This is a genomic window from Helicobacter sp., from assembly GCF_022511165.1.
In the GTDB taxonomy this organism is placed as follows: Bacteria; Campylobacterota; Campylobacteria; order Campylobacterales; family Helicobacteraceae; genus Helicobacter_C.
In genome coordinates this window covers 1-18991 of the sequence record NZ_JAFLSB010000001.1, presented here as the reverse complement: position 1 = coordinate 18991, position 18991 = coordinate 1, and the positions used below count along the sequence as shown (strand labels likewise).

At 39.3% G+C, this 18991-nt stretch carries 18 protein-coding genes; 13 read left to right on the top strand and 5 right to left on the bottom strand.

What is annotated here, in order from left to right:
• Positions 1-478: 478 nt before the first annotated feature.
• The gene (gene dnaJ / locus J1E28_RS00090) at positions 479-1627 is read right to left on the bottom strand and encodes a molecular chaperone DnaJ (RefSeq protein WP_291025902.1); all 1149 of its coding nucleotides are present in this window, start codon (positions 1625-1627) and stop codon (positions 479-481) included.
• Positions 1628-1745: 118 nt separating this feature from the next.
• Here dnaJ and recR point away from each other — a divergent pair, with 118 nt between their 5' ends.
• The 4 genes from recR (at position 1746) to truD (ending at position 4937) form a co-directional block, all read left to right on the top strand.
• Entirely contained in the window at positions 1746-2327 is a 582-nt protein-coding gene (gene recR, locus J1E28_RS00085) for a recombination mediator RecR (protein WP_291025901.1), read from the top strand.
• A 75-nt stretch (positions 2328-2402) separates the two neighbouring features.
• The gene (locus tag J1E28_RS00080) at positions 2403-2705 is read left to right on the top strand and encodes a c-type cytochrome (protein ID WP_291025900.1); all 303 of its coding nucleotides are present in this window, start codon (positions 2403-2405) and stop codon (positions 2703-2705) included.
• Positions 2706-2711: 6 nt separating this feature from the next.
• Entirely contained in the window at positions 2712-3773 is a 1062-nt protein-coding gene (locus tag J1E28_RS00075; protein WP_291025899.1) for an alanine racemase, read from the top strand.
• A gap of 3 nt (positions 3774-3776) precedes the next feature.
• Positions 3777-4937 carry a tRNA pseudouridine(13) synthase TruD gene (truD, locus tag J1E28_RS00070; protein ID WP_291025898.1) on the top strand — a complete coding sequence of 387 codons (1161 nt, stop codon included), beginning with the start codon at positions 3777-3779 and terminating at the stop codon, positions 4935-4937.
• Here truD and J1E28_RS00065 read toward each other — a convergent pair.
• Both J1E28_RS00065 and metK read right to left on the bottom strand, forming a co-directional pair.
• Positions 4927-5991, bottom strand: a complete 1065-nt coding sequence (locus J1E28_RS00065) for an ATP-binding protein (protein ID WP_291025897.1) — start codon at positions 5989-5991, stop codon at positions 4927-4929. The two genes, truD and J1E28_RS00065, sit on opposite strands and share 11 nt — an antisense overlap.
• Positions 5992-6052: 61 nt before the next feature.
• Positions 6053-7213 carry a methionine adenosyltransferase gene (gene metK / locus J1E28_RS00060; RefSeq protein ID WP_291025896.1) on the bottom strand — a complete coding sequence of 387 codons (1161 nt, stop codon included), beginning with the start codon at positions 7211-7213 and terminating at the stop codon, positions 6053-6055.
• A gap of 272 nt (positions 7214-7485) precedes the next feature.
• Here metK and J1E28_RS00055 point away from each other — a divergent pair, with 272 nt between their 5' ends.
• A complete protein-coding gene (locus J1E28_RS00055; RefSeq protein WP_291025895.1) occupies positions 7486-9495 on the top strand; it encodes a TonB-dependent receptor in 2010 nt (669 codons plus the stop codon).
• Between the two features lie 255 nt (positions 9496-9750).
• Entirely contained in the window at positions 9751-10347 is a 597-nt protein-coding gene (locus J1E28_RS00050; RefSeq protein WP_291025894.1) for a peroxiredoxin, read from the top strand.
• 157 nt (positions 10348-10504) lie between these two features.
• Here J1E28_RS00050 and purH read toward each other — a convergent pair whose 3' ends face one another.
• Entirely contained in the window at positions 10505-12040 is a 1536-nt protein-coding gene (gene purH, locus J1E28_RS00045; protein ID WP_291025893.1) for a bifunctional phosphoribosylaminoimidazolecarboxamide formyltransferase/IMP cyclohydrolase, read from the bottom strand.
• A 62-nt stretch (positions 12041-12102) separates the two neighbouring features.
• Here purH and J1E28_RS00040 point away from each other — a divergent pair, with 62 nt between their 5' ends.
• The 7 genes from J1E28_RS00040 (at position 12103) to J1E28_RS00010 (ending at position 18414) form a co-directional block, all read left to right on the top strand.
• Positions 12103-13212: a 3'-5' exonuclease gene (locus J1E28_RS00040; protein ID WP_291025892.1), complete on the top strand. Its 1110-nt coding sequence runs from the start codon at positions 12103-12105 to the stop codon at positions 13210-13212.
• Positions 13213-13217: 5 nt separating this feature from the next.
• Positions 13218-13469: a hypothetical protein gene (locus J1E28_RS00035; RefSeq protein WP_291025891.1), complete on the top strand. Its 252-nt coding sequence runs from the start codon at positions 13218-13220 to the stop codon at positions 13467-13469.
• The gene (hisH, locus tag J1E28_RS00030) at positions 13462-14103 is read left to right on the top strand and encodes an imidazole glycerol phosphate synthase subunit HisH (RefSeq protein ID WP_291025890.1); all 642 of its coding nucleotides are present in this window, start codon (positions 13462-13464) and stop codon (positions 14101-14103) included. Before J1E28_RS00035 ends, hisH begins: the two co-directional genes overlap by 8 nt.
• A 77-nt stretch (positions 14104-14180) precedes the next feature.
• On the top strand, positions 14181-15116 hold the full coding sequence (gene trxB, locus J1E28_RS00025) for a thioredoxin-disulfide reductase (RefSeq protein ID WP_291025889.1): 936 nt from the start codon (positions 14181-14183) through the stop codon (positions 15114-15116).
• Positions 15117-15212: 96 nt separating this feature from the next.
• A complete protein-coding gene (dapB, locus tag J1E28_RS00020) occupies positions 15213-15980 on the top strand; it encodes a 4-hydroxy-tetrahydrodipicolinate reductase (RefSeq protein ID WP_291025888.1) in 768 nt (255 codons plus the stop codon).
• A gap of 74 nt (positions 15981-16054) precedes the next feature.
• On the top strand, positions 16055-17452 hold the full coding sequence (gene purF, locus J1E28_RS00015) for an amidophosphoribosyltransferase (RefSeq protein ID WP_291025887.1): 1398 nt from the start codon (positions 16055-16057) through the stop codon (positions 17450-17452).
• Positions 17452-18414 carry a TIGR01212 family radical SAM protein gene (locus tag J1E28_RS00010; protein ID WP_291025886.1) on the top strand — a complete coding sequence of 321 codons (963 nt, stop codon included), beginning with the start codon at positions 17452-17454 and terminating at the stop codon, positions 18412-18414. The genes purF and J1E28_RS00010 overlap by 1 nt, the downstream gene beginning before the upstream one ends.
• 171 nt (positions 18415-18585) lie before the next feature.
• Here the strand turns inward: J1E28_RS00010 and J1E28_RS00005 are convergent.
• The coding region (locus J1E28_RS00005) for a hypothetical protein (RefSeq protein ID WP_291025885.1) at positions 18586-18991 on the bottom strand (406 nt) is incomplete at its 5' end.

Sequence of the window (18991 nt, the reverse complement as noted above, 5' to 3'; positions counted from 1 at the left end):
AGGAAATAAAAGAACGACGTTGGTGATGATGTTTTTTATAGAAAATGCAAAGAGGCTTGAAATACTTGCATTATCCCCCCCCCCCGTTTAATTGCCAAAAAAGAGAAGCATAAATTATAGCATTAAAGCAAATAATACAAACAAATGCTCTGTTGCACACAGCAGTAAAAGAGGGGAGGGAGTGGGGGAAAAATTTTGGCATCTATATTTCCTTAATGATGAGATGGCATTTATTTTTGTTTTTGATTCTCCTGCCGCTTATGGTGCAAAATCGACTTAAATAGGAGTAAGTATCCTCCGCGCCGATTTTAAGCTAGAGTGCAGAGAGTGATACTTGCCCCCAAAATACCGCTTTTAAGCGGAGCAAAGCCCCTCTTTGCAAAAAATGTTATATTATAACTTATAGAATCTTAACTTATCGACATCATATATATCACAAATTTTTACAATTTTACATTTACATACCAAGAAAGCCCATTCATTCCGCTTTATGTGCCTTATGATGTGCAAGCCATTGCTTAATCTTGCTAAAGCATTCCTCAAAGAGATTTTTATAAGGCTCACTTTCCACCCCAAAGCTTTTTTCAAGCTGCTCTACAAGGGCTTTTTGCTCACTATTAAGTTTAGGTGGATAAGTGATTTTAATCTGTGCCACAAATTTACCCCTATATGCACTATTGACATCTTTTATCCCCTCATTATCAAAGACAAATTGTTCCTTATCACGCGTATTTGGAGGGATTCTTAGCTCTAGTTCCCCGCGTAAAGAGGGGATTTTTAGCGTTGTGCCAAGCACGATAGAGGTAAAAAACACAGGCACTTCAATATATACATTTGTGCCATCGCGCACATAGTTTTCATCTTCGCTCACACTTGCAGAAATATACAAATCTCCTCTTTTGCCACTTTTATCGGCATTTCCTCGCCCACTGATGCGGATTCTATTGCCATCATCAATACCCTCTGGAATAGCTACCTCAAAGCTCTCTTCACTCATCTCATAGCCCTTACCCTTGCATTTAGGACATTTTTCACTTGCTTGTGTTCCCTCGCCTTTGCAAGTAGGACAAGTTTGCGCAAAAGTCATAAAGCCCTGTCGCATATAGATTTGCCCCTTACCACCACAATCCTTACATTGCTGTATTTTGCCATCTTTTGCGCCGCTTCCGCTGCAGCTACTACAAGCGATTTTAAAGCTATTATGTATTTCTTTTTTGCAACCAAAAACAGCTTCTTTAAAACTTAGCTCAAGGCTTATGATAGCATCAAGATTGTATTTGCCATTATTGCGCTTTTGCCCACTAAAGCCAAAATTCGCCCCAAAGGCAGATTCAAAGATTGAACCTAAGTCCCCAAAAATATCGCTAAAATCTCTTCCACTAAAGCCACTAAAGCCGGAATTTTGCAATCCCTCCTTGCCATATTTATCATAAATTTGCCGCTTTGAATCATCGCTTAGCACCTCATAGGCTTCATTAATGCGCTTAAATTGCTCTTCGGCGACTTTATCATCTGGGTTTCTATCAGGGTGATATTTAAGTGCCATTTTGCGATAGGCTTTTTTAATACTCTCTTTATCGCTTGTGCGCGAAATTTCTAAGATTTCATAATAATCAAATGTATCCAAAAGTTACTCCTAAGCATTATTTGAGGAAAGATTAATGTGGGATTGTATCTAAGATTTTATAAGGCAAAGTTAAATTTTTGCGCTATGATTTGGCTTTTAAATCACAAAGGCTTATATTATGAATCACTACAAAAGCAGTCTTAGAGCATTTTATGAGCTTATTTCTGCCTTAGAAAAGCTTCCTAGTATTGGCAAAAAAAGTGCGCATAAAATGGCATATGCTCTGTGTATGGAAAATAAATTTTTAGGTTTAAATATCGCCCACGCGATTGAAAATGCTGCCCTTGTTACGCAGAGATGCCAAAAATGTTTTTGCTTAAGTGAAAGTGAGATATGCGAGATATGTGCAGAATCCACGCGCGAAAATGGCGAGCTTTGCATCGTGGCAAGTCCGCAAGATGTGCTTACTATCGAGGAAATAGGGGAGTTTAGCGGACGCTATTTTGTCTTAGGTGGGGAGCTAGAGCATATTGATTTTGCTTTGCTCAATCAAAGGATTCAAGCAGAATCCATTCGCGAAGTGATTTTTGCTCTCTCTCCAAGCCTTGCCAATGAGGCGGTAATGCTCTATATTGAGGATAAGATTCAAGGTGGGGTGCATTTTAGTAAAATCGCTCAAGGTGTGCCAACAGGCATAGGGCTAGATGCTATTGATCAGCTTTCACTCTCTCGCGCAATGAGTGCGCGTGTAAAAATTTAAAGTATTTAAGTTTTTTTTAAAGTTTTAGTTGTAAAATTTATGAGTTATTTTATCTCAACAATGAAAGGATCGAATATGAAAAAGTTGCTTATTCTCGCTTTTTTAGGTTTTGCAAGTTTTGCTTTTGCTGAGCCTGCAGCATTTAAGAAATGTGTTGCTTGCCACGGAGCTGATGCGAAAAAGGTAGCACCCGGAAGCAAAGGTGATGTAACAATTGCTGGTATGGCAAAAGATGAGTTGGTTAAAAAGCTCAAAGGTTATAGAGCAAAAACAGAAAATAATGGTGGTGCAGCAGCCGTTATGTATGGGCAAGCAGCGAGTTTAACTGATGATGATATTGAAGCATTGGCAGATCACATCTCTAAGCTTCCTAAATAACTCAATATGCGGGATTTTCCCGCATATTTTTTAATGGCTGAAATTACTCTTTCTTCCGCATCTTACAAACATAATTTTCATCTCATATCTTCGCATATTGGCGCAAATGTAGAACTTGCCGCTGTTTTAAAAGATAATGCCTATGGACACGGCTTAGAGCAAATAAGCACTTTAGCGCGTGAATGTGGGATAAAAAGTGTGTTTGTTAAAAATTATAATGAAGCCTTACGCGTGAGTGCGTATTTTCCTCAAATCACTGCACTTTATGGAATGCCAGAGGGCGATTTTCCCTCACATATCGCTTTTGTGATTAATCAAAAAGAGCATATTGAGAAATTACCTCAAGGCACGAAAGTAGAGCTTAAAGTCAATACCGGTATGAATCGCAATGGTATAGAGCCAGATGAGCTTGAGGATTTTATTACTCTTATTTTACAACGTGGTTTGGAGCTTGTGGGGGTATTTTCTCATAATGGCTATGGTGATGATATTGATGAGGCTTTTGAAGAGGCGCAGACAAATTTTGCTCATATTAAAGAACGCGTGAAGATTCTAGCCCAAAAACATCATTTTGCTTTGCCAAGATTTCATTCTCTAAGCTCTTCGGGGGCTATTCGTGTAGCAAGTCAAGGTAGAATCGAAGATGATTTAGTGCGCATAGGTATTGCACTCTATGGGTATTTAGATGTGGCTTTTGAGACGCCTTTAAGTACAAATTTACGCAGAGTGGCTGCACTCTATGCTGATAGGGTTTCTACACGCACTTTAAATGCAGGTGCGCGTATAGGATATAGTGGTTGCACGACTTTAGAGAATCCTAGTCGCATTAGCACTTATGATATTGGCTATGGCGATGGGTTTTTTCGTGTGAATGAACGACAGAGGGTTTATACAGCCAAAGGCTATCAGATTCTGCCTCGTTCCTCAATGGATTGTTTTTCTTGTTTATGTGATGAAGCACGCATTTGTGTTTTTGATGATGTCCGCCCATTTGCCAAAGCCTTTGATACCATTAGTTATGAGATTCTTACTCATCTCTCTCCTTACATTAAGCGCACGATTATTTAATCTATGCTCATTTATCCCTTTAGTCATAGCCCTTGTGATTGCTATTTTAGTGCTTCTACACGCGATTTTGTCGTCAAAGAAATTCCTCTTTATGAGCCAAGCGGAAGCGGGGAGCATTGTTTTATTTATGTGCGTAAAAAAGCTCTAAGCACCTTTGAACTTCTCAATCTCCTCTCTCAAGTTTTGGGTTGCAAAGCGCGTGATATTGGCTATGCAGGGCTTAAAGACAAGGCAGCTACAACATATCAAATGCTAAGCATTCATTGCTCCTTGCTTCCTAAACTTGAATTAGCTCAAAGCTTTTTGGAAGAAAAACAAGTAAAGATTCTCCATATCACCCCTCATCATAATAAGCTTAAAATCGGGCATCTTAAAGGCAATCGTTTTTTTATGCGCCTCAAAAAATGCACTCCTCTTTGCGCCCATAAATTGCAATCTATTCTTGCTTTCTTGGCTCAAAGCGGCTTTCCAAATTATTTTGGTAATCAACGTTTTGGTAAGGATAATACTAATTTTGAAAGTGGTAGGGCATTAGCGCATCATCAAATGCAGATGAGAAATAAAAAAATAAGTCATTTTCTCATCTCAAGCTATCAAAGCCATTTATTTAATGAATGGCTTAAAATGCGTATTGAACTCTCTCAAATATTGCATCATTTTAGCCCAACACAAGCCCTTAAAGCTCTGCACACTTCATCAAATACAGCCCTTAAGGCTTTAGGAGAGGTATGTGATATGCACATACTTAAATCTCTTCAAGCTCAAAAACAGCATTTTGTGCTACTTCAAGGCGATGTGATGTGCCATTATCCCTTTGGTAAGGCATTTATATGCGATGAATTAAGCAATGAAGTGGCGCGTTTTATTCAAAGAGATATTGCTCCAATGGGCGCACTTAGCGGCACAAAACTCACTCACGCACAGCATATGGCTACACTTTGCGAAACTCCCTATATTGATTCTTGCATTAAAGCAAATGGCGCGAGACGTTATGCGTGGGTATGGGCGGAGGATATTGAGAGTGAGTATATTGCTCAAAAGGCACATTTTGAATTGCAATTTAGTTTGCCAAAGGGGAGTTATGCAACGATATTCCTTGAAGCCTTGCTTGGTCGCCCACTTGAATCCTCTTCACAAATTTTAGAAGAATCCCTCACACACTAAATTCAAGGGCAAAATTAATAAAACTCATTGCTATCCACTCTATATTTTGTGTGCGAGTGTGAATCTTGCCTGTGCCTTCAAAATCAAAGGTAATCACATAGAGGCGTGTATAGGGAGCATTAAGTTTGGCAAGCTTAGATTCTATACTCTCATTTGTAGCAAAGGGGAGAAATATAAACACGCCAAGCTCGCAGCTAAACTCCCCCATATCTCCATAGCACACTTCTGTGCTTACATTATATCGCTCACAAAAATTAAAAAGCTCCAAAAGTAGCATATTCTCTAGCATTGCTTGGAGATTTTTTTCATTGCTTACACATAGAGGGAGCGTGAAGTCATAAAAATAAAGCTTTTTGTGCGTATGCGTGATGTGAGGCACAAAATAAATAATGCCCTGCTCCTCCAATGAGCGCAAAAGCGGGTAGATTCTATCTTTTGAGATTTTATGAGATTTTTTAAGTAATGTGTAAATATGATGCACACTCAATGCTTTTGCTTGGAGAGAAAGCAAGGCGCAAAAAAGCGTAAAGTCATTGCCTAGAGCGAGTTTTAACATCTCTTGTTTTTGTAAGATTTTAAAATGTGGGGCGAGAAATGGACTTTGTGGGAGATTGCCCTCTTTAAGAAAAGCATTAAAGAGATGATTAATAGAGAAATTTTTATTATCAAAGCTTATATATTCTTCAAAGCTTAAAGCGCGTATATGCTTTGGTTGGAATCCCTGCGGACAAAGCGCGCTTGAGCGTGCAATAAGAATAATATGAGAAAGATTTGGCAAAGAGATGCTTGGCGTGTAATGATCAATAATTAAAAGTTCTAATGTGCGTTCAAGATAGGCTTTAAGAATCAGGGCATTTGCAGATTCTATATGAGTGCGACAATCAGCACAATGAATATAAAGTGCGTTTTTGTATCCCTTGCTATGCAAAAGTGCTAATGCGCTTTTACCCACACTTGGCGCACCATAGAGAAAAGTTTTACCTGTTTTGATGCCATATCGGCGAGGTAAGATACTTGTTGCGCCCTCAAGGTAGGATTTAGACAGCTCTTGCATAGTGCCTGCTCCTGCTTTGTGTATTATCTATTGCATATTAAGGGTGTTTTTTTAATCTTGCTTATTTGATATTGCAAAAATCTTTAATTGCATCGATTTTATCAGTTTTCTCCCAAGTAAAATCAGGCAATTCTCGCCCAAAATGCCCATAAGCCGCTGTTTGTTGATAAATAGGACGCAACAAATCTAAAGATTCCATAATGCCTTTTGGAGTAAGGCGAAAGATATGTTTTACGCATTCTGTGAGTTTAGAATCTTCTACTTTTCCTGTGTTATGTGAATCCACCAAAATAGAGACAGGCTCTACCACGCCAATAGCATAGGCTACTTGCACAGTAGCTTTATCACACACGCCACTTGCAACAAGATTCTTAGCGACATATCGAGCCGCGTATGCCGCGCTTCTATCGACTTTGCTTGGATCTTTGCCACTAAATGCACCACCTCCGTGAGGACAGCTTCCGCCATAAGTATCTACAATAATCTTGCGTCCAGTTAAGCCTGCATCGCCTTGTGGTCCGCCGATAACAAATTTTCCTGTGGGATTAACAAAATAGCGAATATTATTATTGAGGTATTCTTTTGGCAAAACTTTTTGCACAATTTCTTCAATCACTGCATCTTTTAAATGGCTTTGTTGTGTCTCTGGACTATGCTGGGTAGAGATAACAATCGTATCAATACTCACAGGTTTGCCATCTTCATAGCGCACAGTAACTTGTGATTTACCATCAGGGCGTAAAAAGGGTAATGTGCCATCTTTGCGCTTTTGGGCTAAGCCTTCAGTGAGGCGGTGAGAGAGCCAAATAGGCAGAGGCATAAGTGAAGGAGTTTCCCTACACGCATAGCCAAACATCAGCCCTTGGTCTCCTGCGCCAATCTCGCCATCTTCTCTATCCACGCCTTGATTAATATCTGGGCTTTGCTCGCCAATGCCATTAAGCACTGCTGCAGAGCGATAGTCAAAGCCATAAAGCGCGTCTGTGTAGCCAATCTCTTGCACGACTTTTCGGGCAATATCTTGCATAGGGGCGTAAATATGGGTTTTAAGCTCACCTGCAATTACGCAAAAGCCATTGCTTACGAGTGTTTCACACGCTACACGTGCCTTTTTATCGCGCTCTATAATATAATCTAATACCGCATCGCTGATTTGATCAGCCATTTTGTCTGGGTGCCCCTCTGTTACAGATTCTGAAGTAAAAAGAAATGATTTTGCCATATACCCACCTTGTATTTTATGTAAGATTCTAGCACAAAAAAATTATATTACAATATGTATTTTTATTTTTTTATGAATATTTTGTCAATGAATAGTATTGTAATATGAATGAGGACATTTTACTTTTTTTGATACTTTGGTTTAAGATTCTTGTAATCAATTAAGCTTAATTTATTTTTAATTTATTACAATGGAGAGTGATTATTTCATTTTTGCATTTTTCTTAATATTTTTGTGCTTTTTTCATTAGATTTTTACTCAAAGGAATAATGATGTCTTATTCTTATGCGCATTCTTTGTGCATTTTAGCAAGTATAAGTGGTATGATTTGCTTTGGGCAAGAAAATCCTAAAGAATATAGCACAAATCTCATTACACAGCGCATTTTACCTCCCTCTGTGGTGCTAGATTCATTTATCAAAGATGATATATCTTCTCCCACGCATTTGCAATGGCAGGGCAAAGATACGCCCCTGCATAGTGGTGATGTGGCAAAATCGATGTTGCAGATTCCATCTTTTTCTATGGCGCGCAAGGGTGGAGGGGGGAGCGAAATATTTTTTCGCTCCCAAGGTGCTTCAAGACTACCGATTTTTGTAAGCGGTGGGTATTTAAGCGGTGCGTGTAGTGGGCGTATGGATACGACAATTACCTATGTTTTTCCCGAAAATTATAATCGCATCTCTGTGCTTAAGGGTCCCCAAGATGTGCGCTATGGTTCATTAATAGCAGGTGGGGTGCTTTTTGAGCGAGACATAACACGCTTTTTAAAACCAAGCTTTAATACCGATGTAAGTGCGCTATATGGGAGCTTCGGGCGATTTGATATGAATGCAAATGTGATAGCTGGAGGGACAAAAGGCTCACTTCAAGCCATATATTCGCATTATCAATCTAATGATTATCGCAGCGGAGATGATAAAAAAGTGCATTCGGCTTACAAAAGAGAATCTGTAAGCCTCATAGGTGCGCTCACCCCCAATGAGCGCACAAATATCGAGTTAGATGTCGATATAGGGCGAGGAAATGCTTCTTACGCAGATAGAGCAATGGACGCATCAGCTTTTGATAGAATCTCCTACAATCTTGCCTTGCAGCAGTATATAAGCGATATTAATCGCCTTGATGTGCGCTTGTGGCGCAATGAGATTGATCATATTATGGATAATTTCTCTTATCGTCCTCCTCCTTTAATGTATATGCTAAGCAATCCAAAGCGCGTTAATACAGGCGGTAGAATAGAGGCTAGATTCTACCCCAATGAGAGTATCGAGCTGTATGTGGGAGGGAGCTATAATCACGATGAGCATAGTAGCCGCGCTACTCCAATGAATAGCACCACCAAAGAATTAGCTCAAAGTGTGCTTTCTCAAAGTTATACGAGGGATTTTACCTTTGATAGTGCGGGGGTTTTCACACAAGGGCAATACGCGCCCACATCACAATTTGCCCTAGCTTTTGGTGCAAGATATGATTATTTAAAAACACAACAAGAGACGGATTCAAAAGAATCTCTGCATTCTCTTGCAAGTGGTTTTATGAGATATGAGCATTATATTGACGAAACTACACTTTATGCGGGGATTGGAGTGGCACAGAGAGGGGCGGACTTTTGGGAGGTAAGTAAGATAAATGGTATGAATCTGCGCCCAGAGACAAATACGCAATTTGATATGGGGCTTGTGTATGAGGGCAAAGCCTTTCATACCAAAGTGTCCGCGTATGCCTCACATATCACAAATTATATTCTTTTGCATTATGTAAATGCAGATAACACTAATGCTTTTAATACCGATGCTTTTCTTGGTGGCGGGGAGCTTGAAGCAGAGTATATTGCGTGGGAGCGGTGGCATTTTTATGGCTCACTTGCCTATACTTATGCGCTAAATCTCCGTAGTATAAATGCCCTAGAATCTCATTCGCCGCTTCCACAAATCGCGCCGCTTCAAGCGCAGATTTCAAGTTTTTATGAATGGGGAAATTGGCTTTTGAGGCTTGATGTTTTTGGCAATGGGGCGCAACATCGCTACGCGCTTGATTATGGCAATGTGATAGGCAAGGATTTGGGAGCTACCAAAGGCTTTGTAACGCTTAATGTGTATGGGGGCTATAAGTATAAGTTTTTTATGATTCTTGCCGGAATAGATAATCTCACAAATGCGCTCTATGCGTATCATCTCTCTAAAAATGGTATTGATATACCCGCACTTAATATCGCCCCCACGCAGAGAATCTATGAGCCCGGGCGCAATATGTGGATAAAAATAAGGGCAAATTTTTAGCCTAATGATTTAGCTCAAAATAGCATCAAATATCACAAAAAGTTGATATAAATGTATTATCGCAAGAAAATATGGCAATACATTTATATCAAAGATTTTGAGTGATATGAATCAATATATTTTTACTCCATTTGGCTTTAGGCGGTATTTTTGACTATAAATTGATATTGTTTAGCATTTTGTTACTTGTGCGTATTACAATGCACTTCATAATAACAATTTGTTATTAATAATTTTTTTTATTAAGGAGTTAGAATGTTAGTTACAAAACCAGCACCAGATTTCACAGCAGAAGCAGTGAAAGCAGATGGAACTTTCGAGGATAAATTCAGTCTCTATAACAATCTCGGTAAAAATGGCGCAGTTGTATTTTTTTGGCCTAAAGACTTCACTTTTGTATGCCCAAGTGAGATTATTGCATTTGATAAACGCGTAAAAGATTTCGAAGAGCGCGGTGTAAAAGTGATTGGTGTGTCTATTGACTCTAAAGAAGTGCATTTTGCGTGGAGAAATGTGCCTGTTAATGAAGGTGGTATCGGCGCAGTAAAATTCCCTATGGTATCTGATATTACAAAACAAATTTCTCGCGATTATGATGTGCTTTTTAATGGTGCAGTTGCGCTTCGCGGTAGCTTTTTGATTGATAAAAACAAAGTTGTGCGCCACGCAGTGATTAATGATCTTCCACTTGGACGAAATGTTGATGAAATGATTCGTATGGTTGATGCGATGTTATTTGTAGAAGAGCACGGCGAAGTATGTCCAGCAGGTTGGAATAAAGGTGATGAAGGTATGAAAGCTAATGCAAAAGGTGTGGCAGAATACCTTGCTAAAAACGCAGGAAAACTTTAATTTTTTAAGATTCTGAATCTACAAGGATTCGGAATCCCCCTCTTTCTTCTTAATTTTTTAAGCGTAATAAATTCTTGTTTTTTAGAATTTTTACTTTTAATGTATTGCTTGTGAGATTCTAAGTATCCTAGAATAGATTTTTGAGTTTTAACCTCTTTTAATGCAAAAAATGCCTTGTATGCGTAAAATACATTGCTATATCATATTCATCACAGGCTTGTATCACTTCATCATCGCGGATACTTCCACCGGGCTGAATAATTGCGCTTATACCATATTTATGGGCTATATCAATACTATCTCGAAATGGAAAAAATGCTTCAGAAGCACACACGCAACCTTGCAGATTAAGCCCCATATCTTCTGCTTTAGCAAATGCAGCCCTTGCCGCATCAACACGACTTGTCATACCCATACCAATACCCACGAGTGCGCCATCTTTGACATAAGCCACACAATTTGATTTAGTTAGCGCGGCGATGATATAGGCTATTTTTAAATCCGCTTTTTGTGCCTCATTTGGTGCTTTTTTGCTCACAAGCTTAGCCGATTTTATTTCGTCCTCACTGATTCTATCACTCTCTTGGAGTAAGAATCCTCCTTGTATATGTTTAAAATCATACTGATCATAGGGCAAGGACAGCGCAGAGCTATTTTGGGTAAAAATCTTCATACGCTTTTTGCCCTCAAACACCTGCAATGCTTCAGGTTCAATATCCCCAGCAACAAGCACTTCTACAAAAATCTTATTTATTTCTTCAGCCAAAGCTTTATCCACAATGCCATTTACTGCTACTACACCGCCATAAGCACTTATATTATCGCATTTAAGCGCGGCAATATAAGATTGCAAAAGCGAATCTTTAATTGCAAAGCCGCAAGGGTTAGCGTGTTTGATAATACACACAGCTTTCGCCTCTTTGCCAAAGCTTGTGGCGATTTTAATGGCAGCGTTGATGTCGTTGAGATTATTAAAGCTCGCTTCGCCTTTTTTAAGTATAAAATGCTCTTGCCAAAATGTGCCAAAGCCATAGAGCGCACCTTTTTGGTGGGGATTTTCCCCATAGCGCGTTTGCATTATTTTCTCTCCTTGTATAAACATCTTTTGCCCAAAACCTTGAAGGAAACGTTCATTCATATAATTTGCTATGGTTGCATCATAACTTGCAGTGTGAGAGAAAGCTTTTATCATCATTGCTTTGCGTAGTTCTAGGGTATTTTGCCCTTTGCGCAAGGATTCTATAATGCTTTTATAATCATTTTTATCGGTAATAATAAGCACGCTTGCATAGTTTTTTGCCGCTGCACGCACGAGCGTAGGACCACCAATATCGATATTTTCAATAATTTCATCTAAATCATCGGTGCGCTCAATGGTTTGCTTAAAAGGATAGAGATTCACACATACTATATCAATAGACTTAATACCCTCTGCTTGTGCAAGGGCTACATCTTGTGGGTTTTCACGCCGATATAAAATTCCGCCGTGAATCTTGGGGTGCAAGGTTTTTACCCGCCCATCAAACATCTCTGCGCTTTGCGTATAATCGCTTACCTCTATGGCTTTTATTCCTGCTTTTTGTAAGAGGCTTAGTGTTCCGCCTGTGCTTAGAATCTCATAACCCAAAGCCACCAAATCCTGCGCAAACTCCACAATACCTTCTTTATCACTCACACTTAATAATGCGTGCATACAGCTTCCTTGTTGGTAAATTTTGGTAATATTGTAGCTAGATTTTGTAAGAAGGCAATGGAATGATATGTGTCTTTGATATTGAGACAATCCCTGATTTTCATCTTTTAAGGCGCACTTTTGGCTATGAGGGCTCACCTTTAGAGATTGCTCAAATTGCCTTTAGAGCGCAATATGAAAAAAATGGGAGTGAGTTTCTCCCTCTTTGTTTTCATCGTGTGATAAGTATTTCTAGTGTGATATGCGATGAGTTTGGGCGATTTGTAAAGGTGGGGCATTTTGGCACAAGTTTTTTAGATGAGCTAACCTTAAGGGTGCAAGATACTCAAGCACAAAGGGAAAAATATACAGAATCTGCCCAATTCACACAAGATAATGCGCCAAAAAACGAGGATATAGATTTTTTGGAGGAAGCATTTTTAGATACATTAGAAAAAACGCTTTTAAGTGAATTTTGGCAATATATCAATAAGCATAATCCAAAGCTTGTGAGCTTTAATGGGCGCAATTTTGATATACCTACTTTACTTTTACGCGCAATGCGCTATGATATAAGCGCTTTAGCTTATTATGAGCAAGATAACCCCGCGCATAATAAGAGCAAATGGGAAAACTATCGCCAACGTTATAGTGAGCAATTTCATACGGATTTATTTGAGAGCTTAGGGCATTTTGGTGCCCTGCGCTCACTCAAGCTTGATTATCTCTGTCAAATGCTTGATTTGGTGGGAAAATACGATATGAGTGGAGAGCAGGTTTTTGAGATTTATTTTAAGGGCGATGAGGTGCTTAAGGATAAAAGAGATGAGCAAAATAATATGGATTCTAATGCAAAAAGTGAATCTATGAGCAAAACTCATAAGAATGCAGATTTTCAAGCAGATATTGAATCTCAACAAAACCTTAAATCTAAAAGGGCTGTATTTCAGCTTGCTGCGCTTATGCGCATTAATCATTATTGTCATAGCGATGTGCTGAATACTTATTGGCTTTATCTCAAATATGAGCTTTTAAAGGGAAATATAGCAGAGGCAGATTATTATGAGGCACTTGCTATTTTTTGTGAAAAAATACCCCAAGATAAGCCTTATTCTGCTATTTTTATAGCGACATTGCAGCGACATATTACCGCTTATACAAAGAAGCAAAATCCAACATATACACAGGATTAATGTTAATGAGAGAAAAAGTAGGGGCAGATTTATATCAAAGTAAAAGTGGCGAGATAACCTCAAAAGATGCACTCATAGCGGAAATAGAATCTTTACTTAATGCCTTTCCTACTGCTTCACAAACCACACTTTCTTCTGCTGTGATGAATGTATTAAGCTGTGCGGATTTGGAGCAGATACGCGACCATTTATTGCAAAAACGTGATGATGTGATAGCGCGTAATTCTCAATGGCTAAAGGGACTTACGAATGATTAGAGTAGGTATTGTTGATTATGGTGTGGGGAATTTGGGCAGTGTGCAAAATGCGTTTGATTTTATCCAAAACAAAAATGAGGTGGGCGATTTTGAGGTGCGTATAGAATCTAAACCTGAAAATCTCAAAGACTATGATAAGCTTCTTTTACCCGGTGTAGGTGCATTTGGTAATGCAATGGAGCATTTGCGTAATATAGGAATGGATAGGGCTGTGATTGAATTTGCTAAAAGTGGCAAATATCTACTTGGCATTTGTCTTGGTATGCAGCTACTTTTTGAAAAAAGCTTTGAATTTGGTGAGCACAAGGGACTTTCCTTGATGCAAGGTGAAGTGGTGGGATTTGAGGGTATCGCTCCACTTAAAATCCCTCATATTGGTTGGAATAGTATCCATTTTACCCAAAGGGCGCAAGGTTTAGAGATTTTTAGGGGCGTTGATGATAAGAGTTTTTTGTATTTTGTGCATAGTTTCCATATACAAGCTAAGGAGGAGCTTATTCTTGCATATTGTGAGTATGGCTATCCTTTTGGGGCGATTGTAAATAAGGATAATTTATTTGGGATTCAAGCGCACCCTGAAAAAAGCCACGATGTCGGCTTAAGATTGCTCACTAATTTTATGAAATTAAAATAAAAAGCGTCCCCATTACTCTTTTATTAAAATAATAATTTATAATAAAAGATAATTTTTATAAATTATAAGGAGTTATAATGATTGATTTAGCAATTATCGGTGGTGGTCCTGCTGGGCTTACAGCGGGTTTATACGCGACACGAGGTGGTATCAAAAATGTAGTACTTTTTGAAAAGGGAATGCCCGGTGGGCAAATCACAGGAAGCAGTGAGATAGAAAACTATCCGGGTGTAAAAGAAATTGTGAGTGGTATGGATTTTATGCAGCCTTGGCAAGAGCAATGCTTCCGCTTTGGTTTGCGCCACGAGATGAGTGAAGTAACACGCGTAAGCAAAAATGGTGATGTCTTTACGATTTCCCTTGCTGGAGGCAAAAGCGAACAAGCAAAAGCAGTAATTTTTTGCGCTGGAGGTAGTCCAAAAAAAGCAAATCTTAAAGGCGAAGAAGAGTTTTGGGGGCGAGGTATTAGCACCTGTGCTACTTGTGATGGATTCTTTTATAAAGATCAAGAAGTTGTTGTGCTTGGTGGTGGCGATACTGCACTTGAAGAGGCAGTATATCTTAGCCGCATTTGCTCTAAAGTACATCTTGTGCATAGACGCAATGAATTTCGCGCTGCACCCACAACAATAGAGCACGTTAAACACAATGATAAAATCCGCCTTGTTACTCCTGCGGTTGTTGAGGAGATTAAGGGCGATTCATCAGGGGTAACAAGTGTGCTTGTCAAACACACAGATTCAAATCAACTTGAAGATATTGCAGTTAATGGTATTTTCATTTTTGTGGGCTATGATGTGAATACAGCGACTTTGAAGCAAGAAAATGGCTCAATGCTTTGTGAATGTGATGAGTGGGGTAGCATCAAGGTGGATTTGCAGATGAAGACAAATGTTCCCGGACTTTTTGCTGCTGGAGATGTGCGCACACAAGCTTCAAAACAAGTTGTATGTGCCGCCGGAGATGGGGCTACTGCCGCATTACAAGCGATTGCTTATTTAGAACATAAGTAATCCAAAGCCTAGATTCTTATATATGCTTTATTTAGGGTTTTTTATTAGAATCTGCGTCTTTAGCGACATATAGGAATCTTGCTTAAAGGAGAAGCTATGTTAAAAGTAGGGATTTTTGGAGCGACAGGGCGCGTAGGACGATTATTAATTGAAGAGATTTTAAATCGTAGTCATTTTACGCTTTCAAGCGTGTATGTGCGCAATGAGTTACAATATTCATTGCCCTCTAGCACAATGGTAACACAGGATTTTCAGGTTTTTTTACAATCAAGCGATGTGATTATTGATTTTTCCTCGCCAGAAGCGACAAAAGCTCTACTTGAGGTAGCTATTCATTTCCCTACACCCCTTGTGATAGGCACAACCGGACTTGATGATGATACGCATCATTTGCTTGAGGAAGCCTCTCACACATCGCCTATCCTTTATGCGACAAATATGAGTAGAGGTATAGCAGTGCTTAATAAGATTGTCTCGCTCGTATCAAGCGCTCTTAAAGAGAGTGATATAGAAATTTGTGAAATACATCATCGTTACAAAAAAGATGCTCCTTCAGGCACAGCCCTTACTCTCGCACAAACTTGTGCAAACGCAAGAGGGTTAAAATTAAGCGATGTGCGCGTGAGTGGGCGTAATGGAAATATTGGCGAGAGAGGCAAAAGTGAGATTGGCGTGATGAGTTTGCGTGGTGGTGATGTGTGCGGACGTCATAGTGTGGGATTTTATCTTGATGGTGAGTATTTGGAGCTTACACATAATGCGACTTCAAGACTTACTTTTGTGAAGGGTGCGCTTGATATGGCAAGTTGGATTGTGCGACAAAAAAGTGGCTTATATAGCATACAAGATGCCCTCTCGCTTTAGAATCTAAGAGTTTGCTTGTTAGTTTTGTTGCTATACAATGCACACACGAGACAAAATAAGGGCGGCTTAGAGGAATGAAGAGTTGGAATGAAGAATGCGCAATTGTGGGCGTGTATAATGTCGATAATGCGAGTATGTTAAGCTATTATTCGCTTTTTGCAATGCAGCACAGAGGGCAAGAAGCAAGTGGTATCGCCGCAAGTGATGGCACAAAAATCACTACAATCAAAAATATAGGGCTTGTAACAAAAATCTTTACCCAAAGACGTTTAGATAAGCTCAAAGGGCGCTCAAGCATCGGGCATAATCGCTACTCGACTGCAGGGGAAGATTCTATTAATGATACACAGCCCATTTTTGCACGATATGAGTTAGGAGAGCTTGCACTCGCCCATAATGGGAATCTCACTAATGCAAAAGATATGCGTAAAAAGCTCATTCAGCAAGGGGCAATTTTTCAAACCTACCTTGATACTGAAAACCTCATTCATCTCATCGCCCAAAGCAAGAAACAATCACTCACCGATAGAATCATTGATGCGCTTAAATGTATTGATGGTGCGTATTGCTTTGTATTCCTCTCTCGTAGCAAAATGTTTGCTATACGCGATCGCTATGGGTTGCGTCCTTTGAGTTTGGGTAAGATTCAAAATGAAGATGGAAGTATGGGCTATATTGTAGCGAGTGAAAGCTGTGCTTTTGATCTTGTAGGTGCGGAATTTGTGCGCGAAGTAAAGCCCGGAGAAATGCTTATTTTTGATGGCGCATACGCGCTTACAGATACCCAACCTACAAGTATTCAAGTTTTTGAGCCAAATCCTCACCCTTGTGTGTTTGAACACGTGTATTTTGCGCGCCCTGATAGCTCTATATTTGGTTGTAATGTCTATAAGGCGCGTAAGCTTATGGGAGTAGAACTTGCTAAGGAGCATTGTATTGAGGCAGATATGGTGATTCCTGTGCCTGATTCTGGCGTGGCAGCAGCACTTGGGTATAGCAAGCAAAGTGGGATTGATTTTGAGCTAGGTATTATTCGTAATCACTATGTAGGGCGCACTTTTATTGAGCCAACGCAGCAAGAACGCGAACTCAAAGTAAGGCTTAAACTCAATCCCATTAGGGAATTAATTGCCAATAAAGATATTATAGTGATTGATGATTCTGTGGTGCGAGGCACGACAAGTCGGCAGATTATTAAAATTTTGCGTCAAGCAGGGGCAAGGAAGATTCATCTGCTTATTTCTTCTCCGCCTACTATCTCACCTTGCTTTTATGGTGTGGATACGCCGCATAAAGAGCAGCTTATTTGCGCAAATAAGAGCCTAGAGGAAGTGCGTAAGTATATTGGTGCAGATTCTTTAGGATTCCTTTCTCTTGAGGGGCTTTTAAGGAGTATAGGAGGTGAGGGCAAGGGCTGGTGCAAAGCGTGCTTTGATGGGTGCTATGTTGATGATTATACCAAAGGGCTTTGATGCGGCTTGTGCTAAGTGTAGGGCGATATTTTAAGAAAAGATTTGGGGAGAGGGTGCGTAAAATCCCTATATCTTTGCAAGGATTCACTTGCCCTAATATCGATGGGAGCTTGGCAAAGGGTGGGTGCATTTATTGCGATAATGAAAGCTTCTCGCCAAGTCTTATCAAAATAGATAAAATTTCACAAGTAAAGATGAATTTTTCTCTAAGCCCTAATCCGCTTTTGCCGATGCAGCTTAAACAGCTTGAAGAGCAATTTTATTGGCATAGCGAGTTTCATCAAAGAAAGTTTGGCGTAAGTAAATATATGGTGTATTTTCAATCTTATACAAATACCTACGCACCTTTTGAGACACTCAAAGCTCTCTATGATAAGGCTTTAAGTTTCCCTAATGTTGTGGGGCTAAGTATTGGCACACGCATTGATTGTGTGCAAGATGAGTTGCTTACGCTTTTGGGGGAATATGTCAAAAAAGGCAAAGAGATTTGGCTTGAGTATGGAATACAATCTGTGTATGATGAGACTTTGAAAATAACAAATCGCGCTCACACTATTGCCCCCGCGCAAGAGATGTTTGCAAAAACGCGTGCAAAAGGTGTGAAAGTCTGCGCTCATTTGATTTATGGATTGCCAAATGAAACGCCACAAATGATGTTGCATTCTTTAGAATCTGTGCTAGAGTGGGGGATTAATGGTATTAAGATTCACCCGCTGTATGTGGTAAAGGGCACACGATTAGCTAAGCTCTACAAAGAGGGAGAGTATGAGCCAATTAGCATAGAGAGCTTTAGTGATTTGATTGTCAAATCCCTGCAAAGAATCCCGCCTGATGTAGTTGTGCAAAGAATCAGCGCAGGGGCGCACGATGATACACTTTTAGCCCCTAAGTGGTGCTTTGATAAAAATATCCAAATGCGCTATATACGCGATAGGCTTAAAGAAGTGGGGATAGAGTATTAATGTGAGGCAAATTATCACGCAAGATTTTAAGAGAATCTAAAGCAATACATCTTACTCTCAAGTTTTTCTAATATTATATTTAAGATTCTATCTCATTCTATTATCTTGTTTTTTAGAGAAAAGGTAGGGTAAATCTTAAAAACTAAAGCACCAAAAGGGCATTGAAGAATTTTAGCCCTTTGTGAGGAGTTCATTTGCCTTATGCGCAAAATCCTCATAGGTTTCTATAATTTTGCTTTTTTCTAGCTTTTCCTTTAATATCTCTTTGAGTTTGCTATCACTCTTGCGTAAGCTTTCAAAATATTCATTTTTTTCATCAAATAATGGCACTGAATGTATATGAGCGTATTTTACATTTTCTTTTTTATATTTACCAAACTCTTTTTCGGCGAGGTTAAGTAGTTTATTTTTTTGTTCTTTTGCGTTATCATCGTCTTTAGGGGGTCCAATTACTATGTCAGCAGAAATAGAATTTCTTTCTATAATAAGTTCTATTAAAATAATCATATTAGATTCCACCCAGTCTTTTCCAATTTTAAAGCAATCATCATCCACCTTTTTACTTATAAACCTAACC

Bases quoted from the DNA above. Each gene is read 5' to 3' on its own strand.
- recR (WP_291025901.1), top strand. From the start codon at position 1,746: ATGAATCACTACAAAAGCAGTCTTAGAGCATTTTATGAGCTTATTTCT.
- J1E28_RS00080 (WP_291025900.1), top strand. From the start codon at position 2,403: ATGAAAAAGTTGCTTATTCTCGCTTTTTTAGGTTTTGCAAGTTTTGCT.
- J1E28_RS00075 (WP_291025899.1), top strand. From the start codon at position 2,712: ATGCGGGATTTTCCCGCATATTTTTTAATGGCTGAAATTACTCTTTCT.
- truD (WP_291025898.1), top strand. From the start codon at position 3,777: ATGCTCATTTATCCCTTTAGTCATAGCCCTTGTGATTGCTATTTTAGT.
- J1E28_RS00065 (WP_291025897.1), bottom strand. From the start codon at position 5,991: ATGCAAGAGCTGTCTAAATCCTACCTTGAGGGCGCAACAAGTATCTTA.
- metK (WP_291025896.1), bottom strand. From the start codon at position 7,213: ATGGCAAAATCATTTCTTTTTACTTCAGAATCTGTAACAGAGGGGCAC.
- J1E28_RS00055 (WP_291025895.1), top strand. From the start codon at position 7,486: ATGTCTTATTCTTATGCGCATTCTTTGTGCATTTTAGCAAGTATAAGT.
- J1E28_RS00050 (WP_291025894.1), top strand. From the start codon at position 9,751: ATGTTAGTTACAAAACCAGCACCAGATTTCACAGCAGAAGCAGTGAAA.
- purH (WP_291025893.1), bottom strand. From the start codon at position 12,040: ATGCACGCATTATTAAGTGTGAGTGATAAAGAAGGTATTGTGGAGTTT.
- J1E28_RS00040 (WP_291025892.1), top strand. From the start codon at position 12,103: ATGATATGTGTCTTTGATATTGAGACAATCCCTGATTTTCATCTTTTA.
- J1E28_RS00035 (WP_291025891.1), top strand. From the start codon at position 13,218: ATGAGAGAAAAAGTAGGGGCAGATTTATATCAAAGTAAAAGTGGCGAG.
- hisH (WP_291025890.1), top strand. From the start codon at position 13,462: ATGATTAGAGTAGGTATTGTTGATTATGGTGTGGGGAATTTGGGCAGT.
- trxB (WP_291025889.1), top strand. From the start codon at position 14,181: ATGATTGATTTAGCAATTATCGGTGGTGGTCCTGCTGGGCTTACAGCG.
- dapB (WP_291025888.1), top strand. From the start codon at position 15,213: ATGTTAAAAGTAGGGATTTTTGGAGCGACAGGGCGCGTAGGACGATTA.
- purF (WP_291025887.1), top strand. From the start codon at position 16,055: ATGAAGAGTTGGAATGAAGAATGCGCAATTGTGGGCGTGTATAATGTC.
- J1E28_RS00010 (WP_291025886.1), top strand. From the start codon at position 17,452: ATGCGGCTTGTGCTAAGTGTAGGGCGATATTTTAAGAAAAGATTTGGG.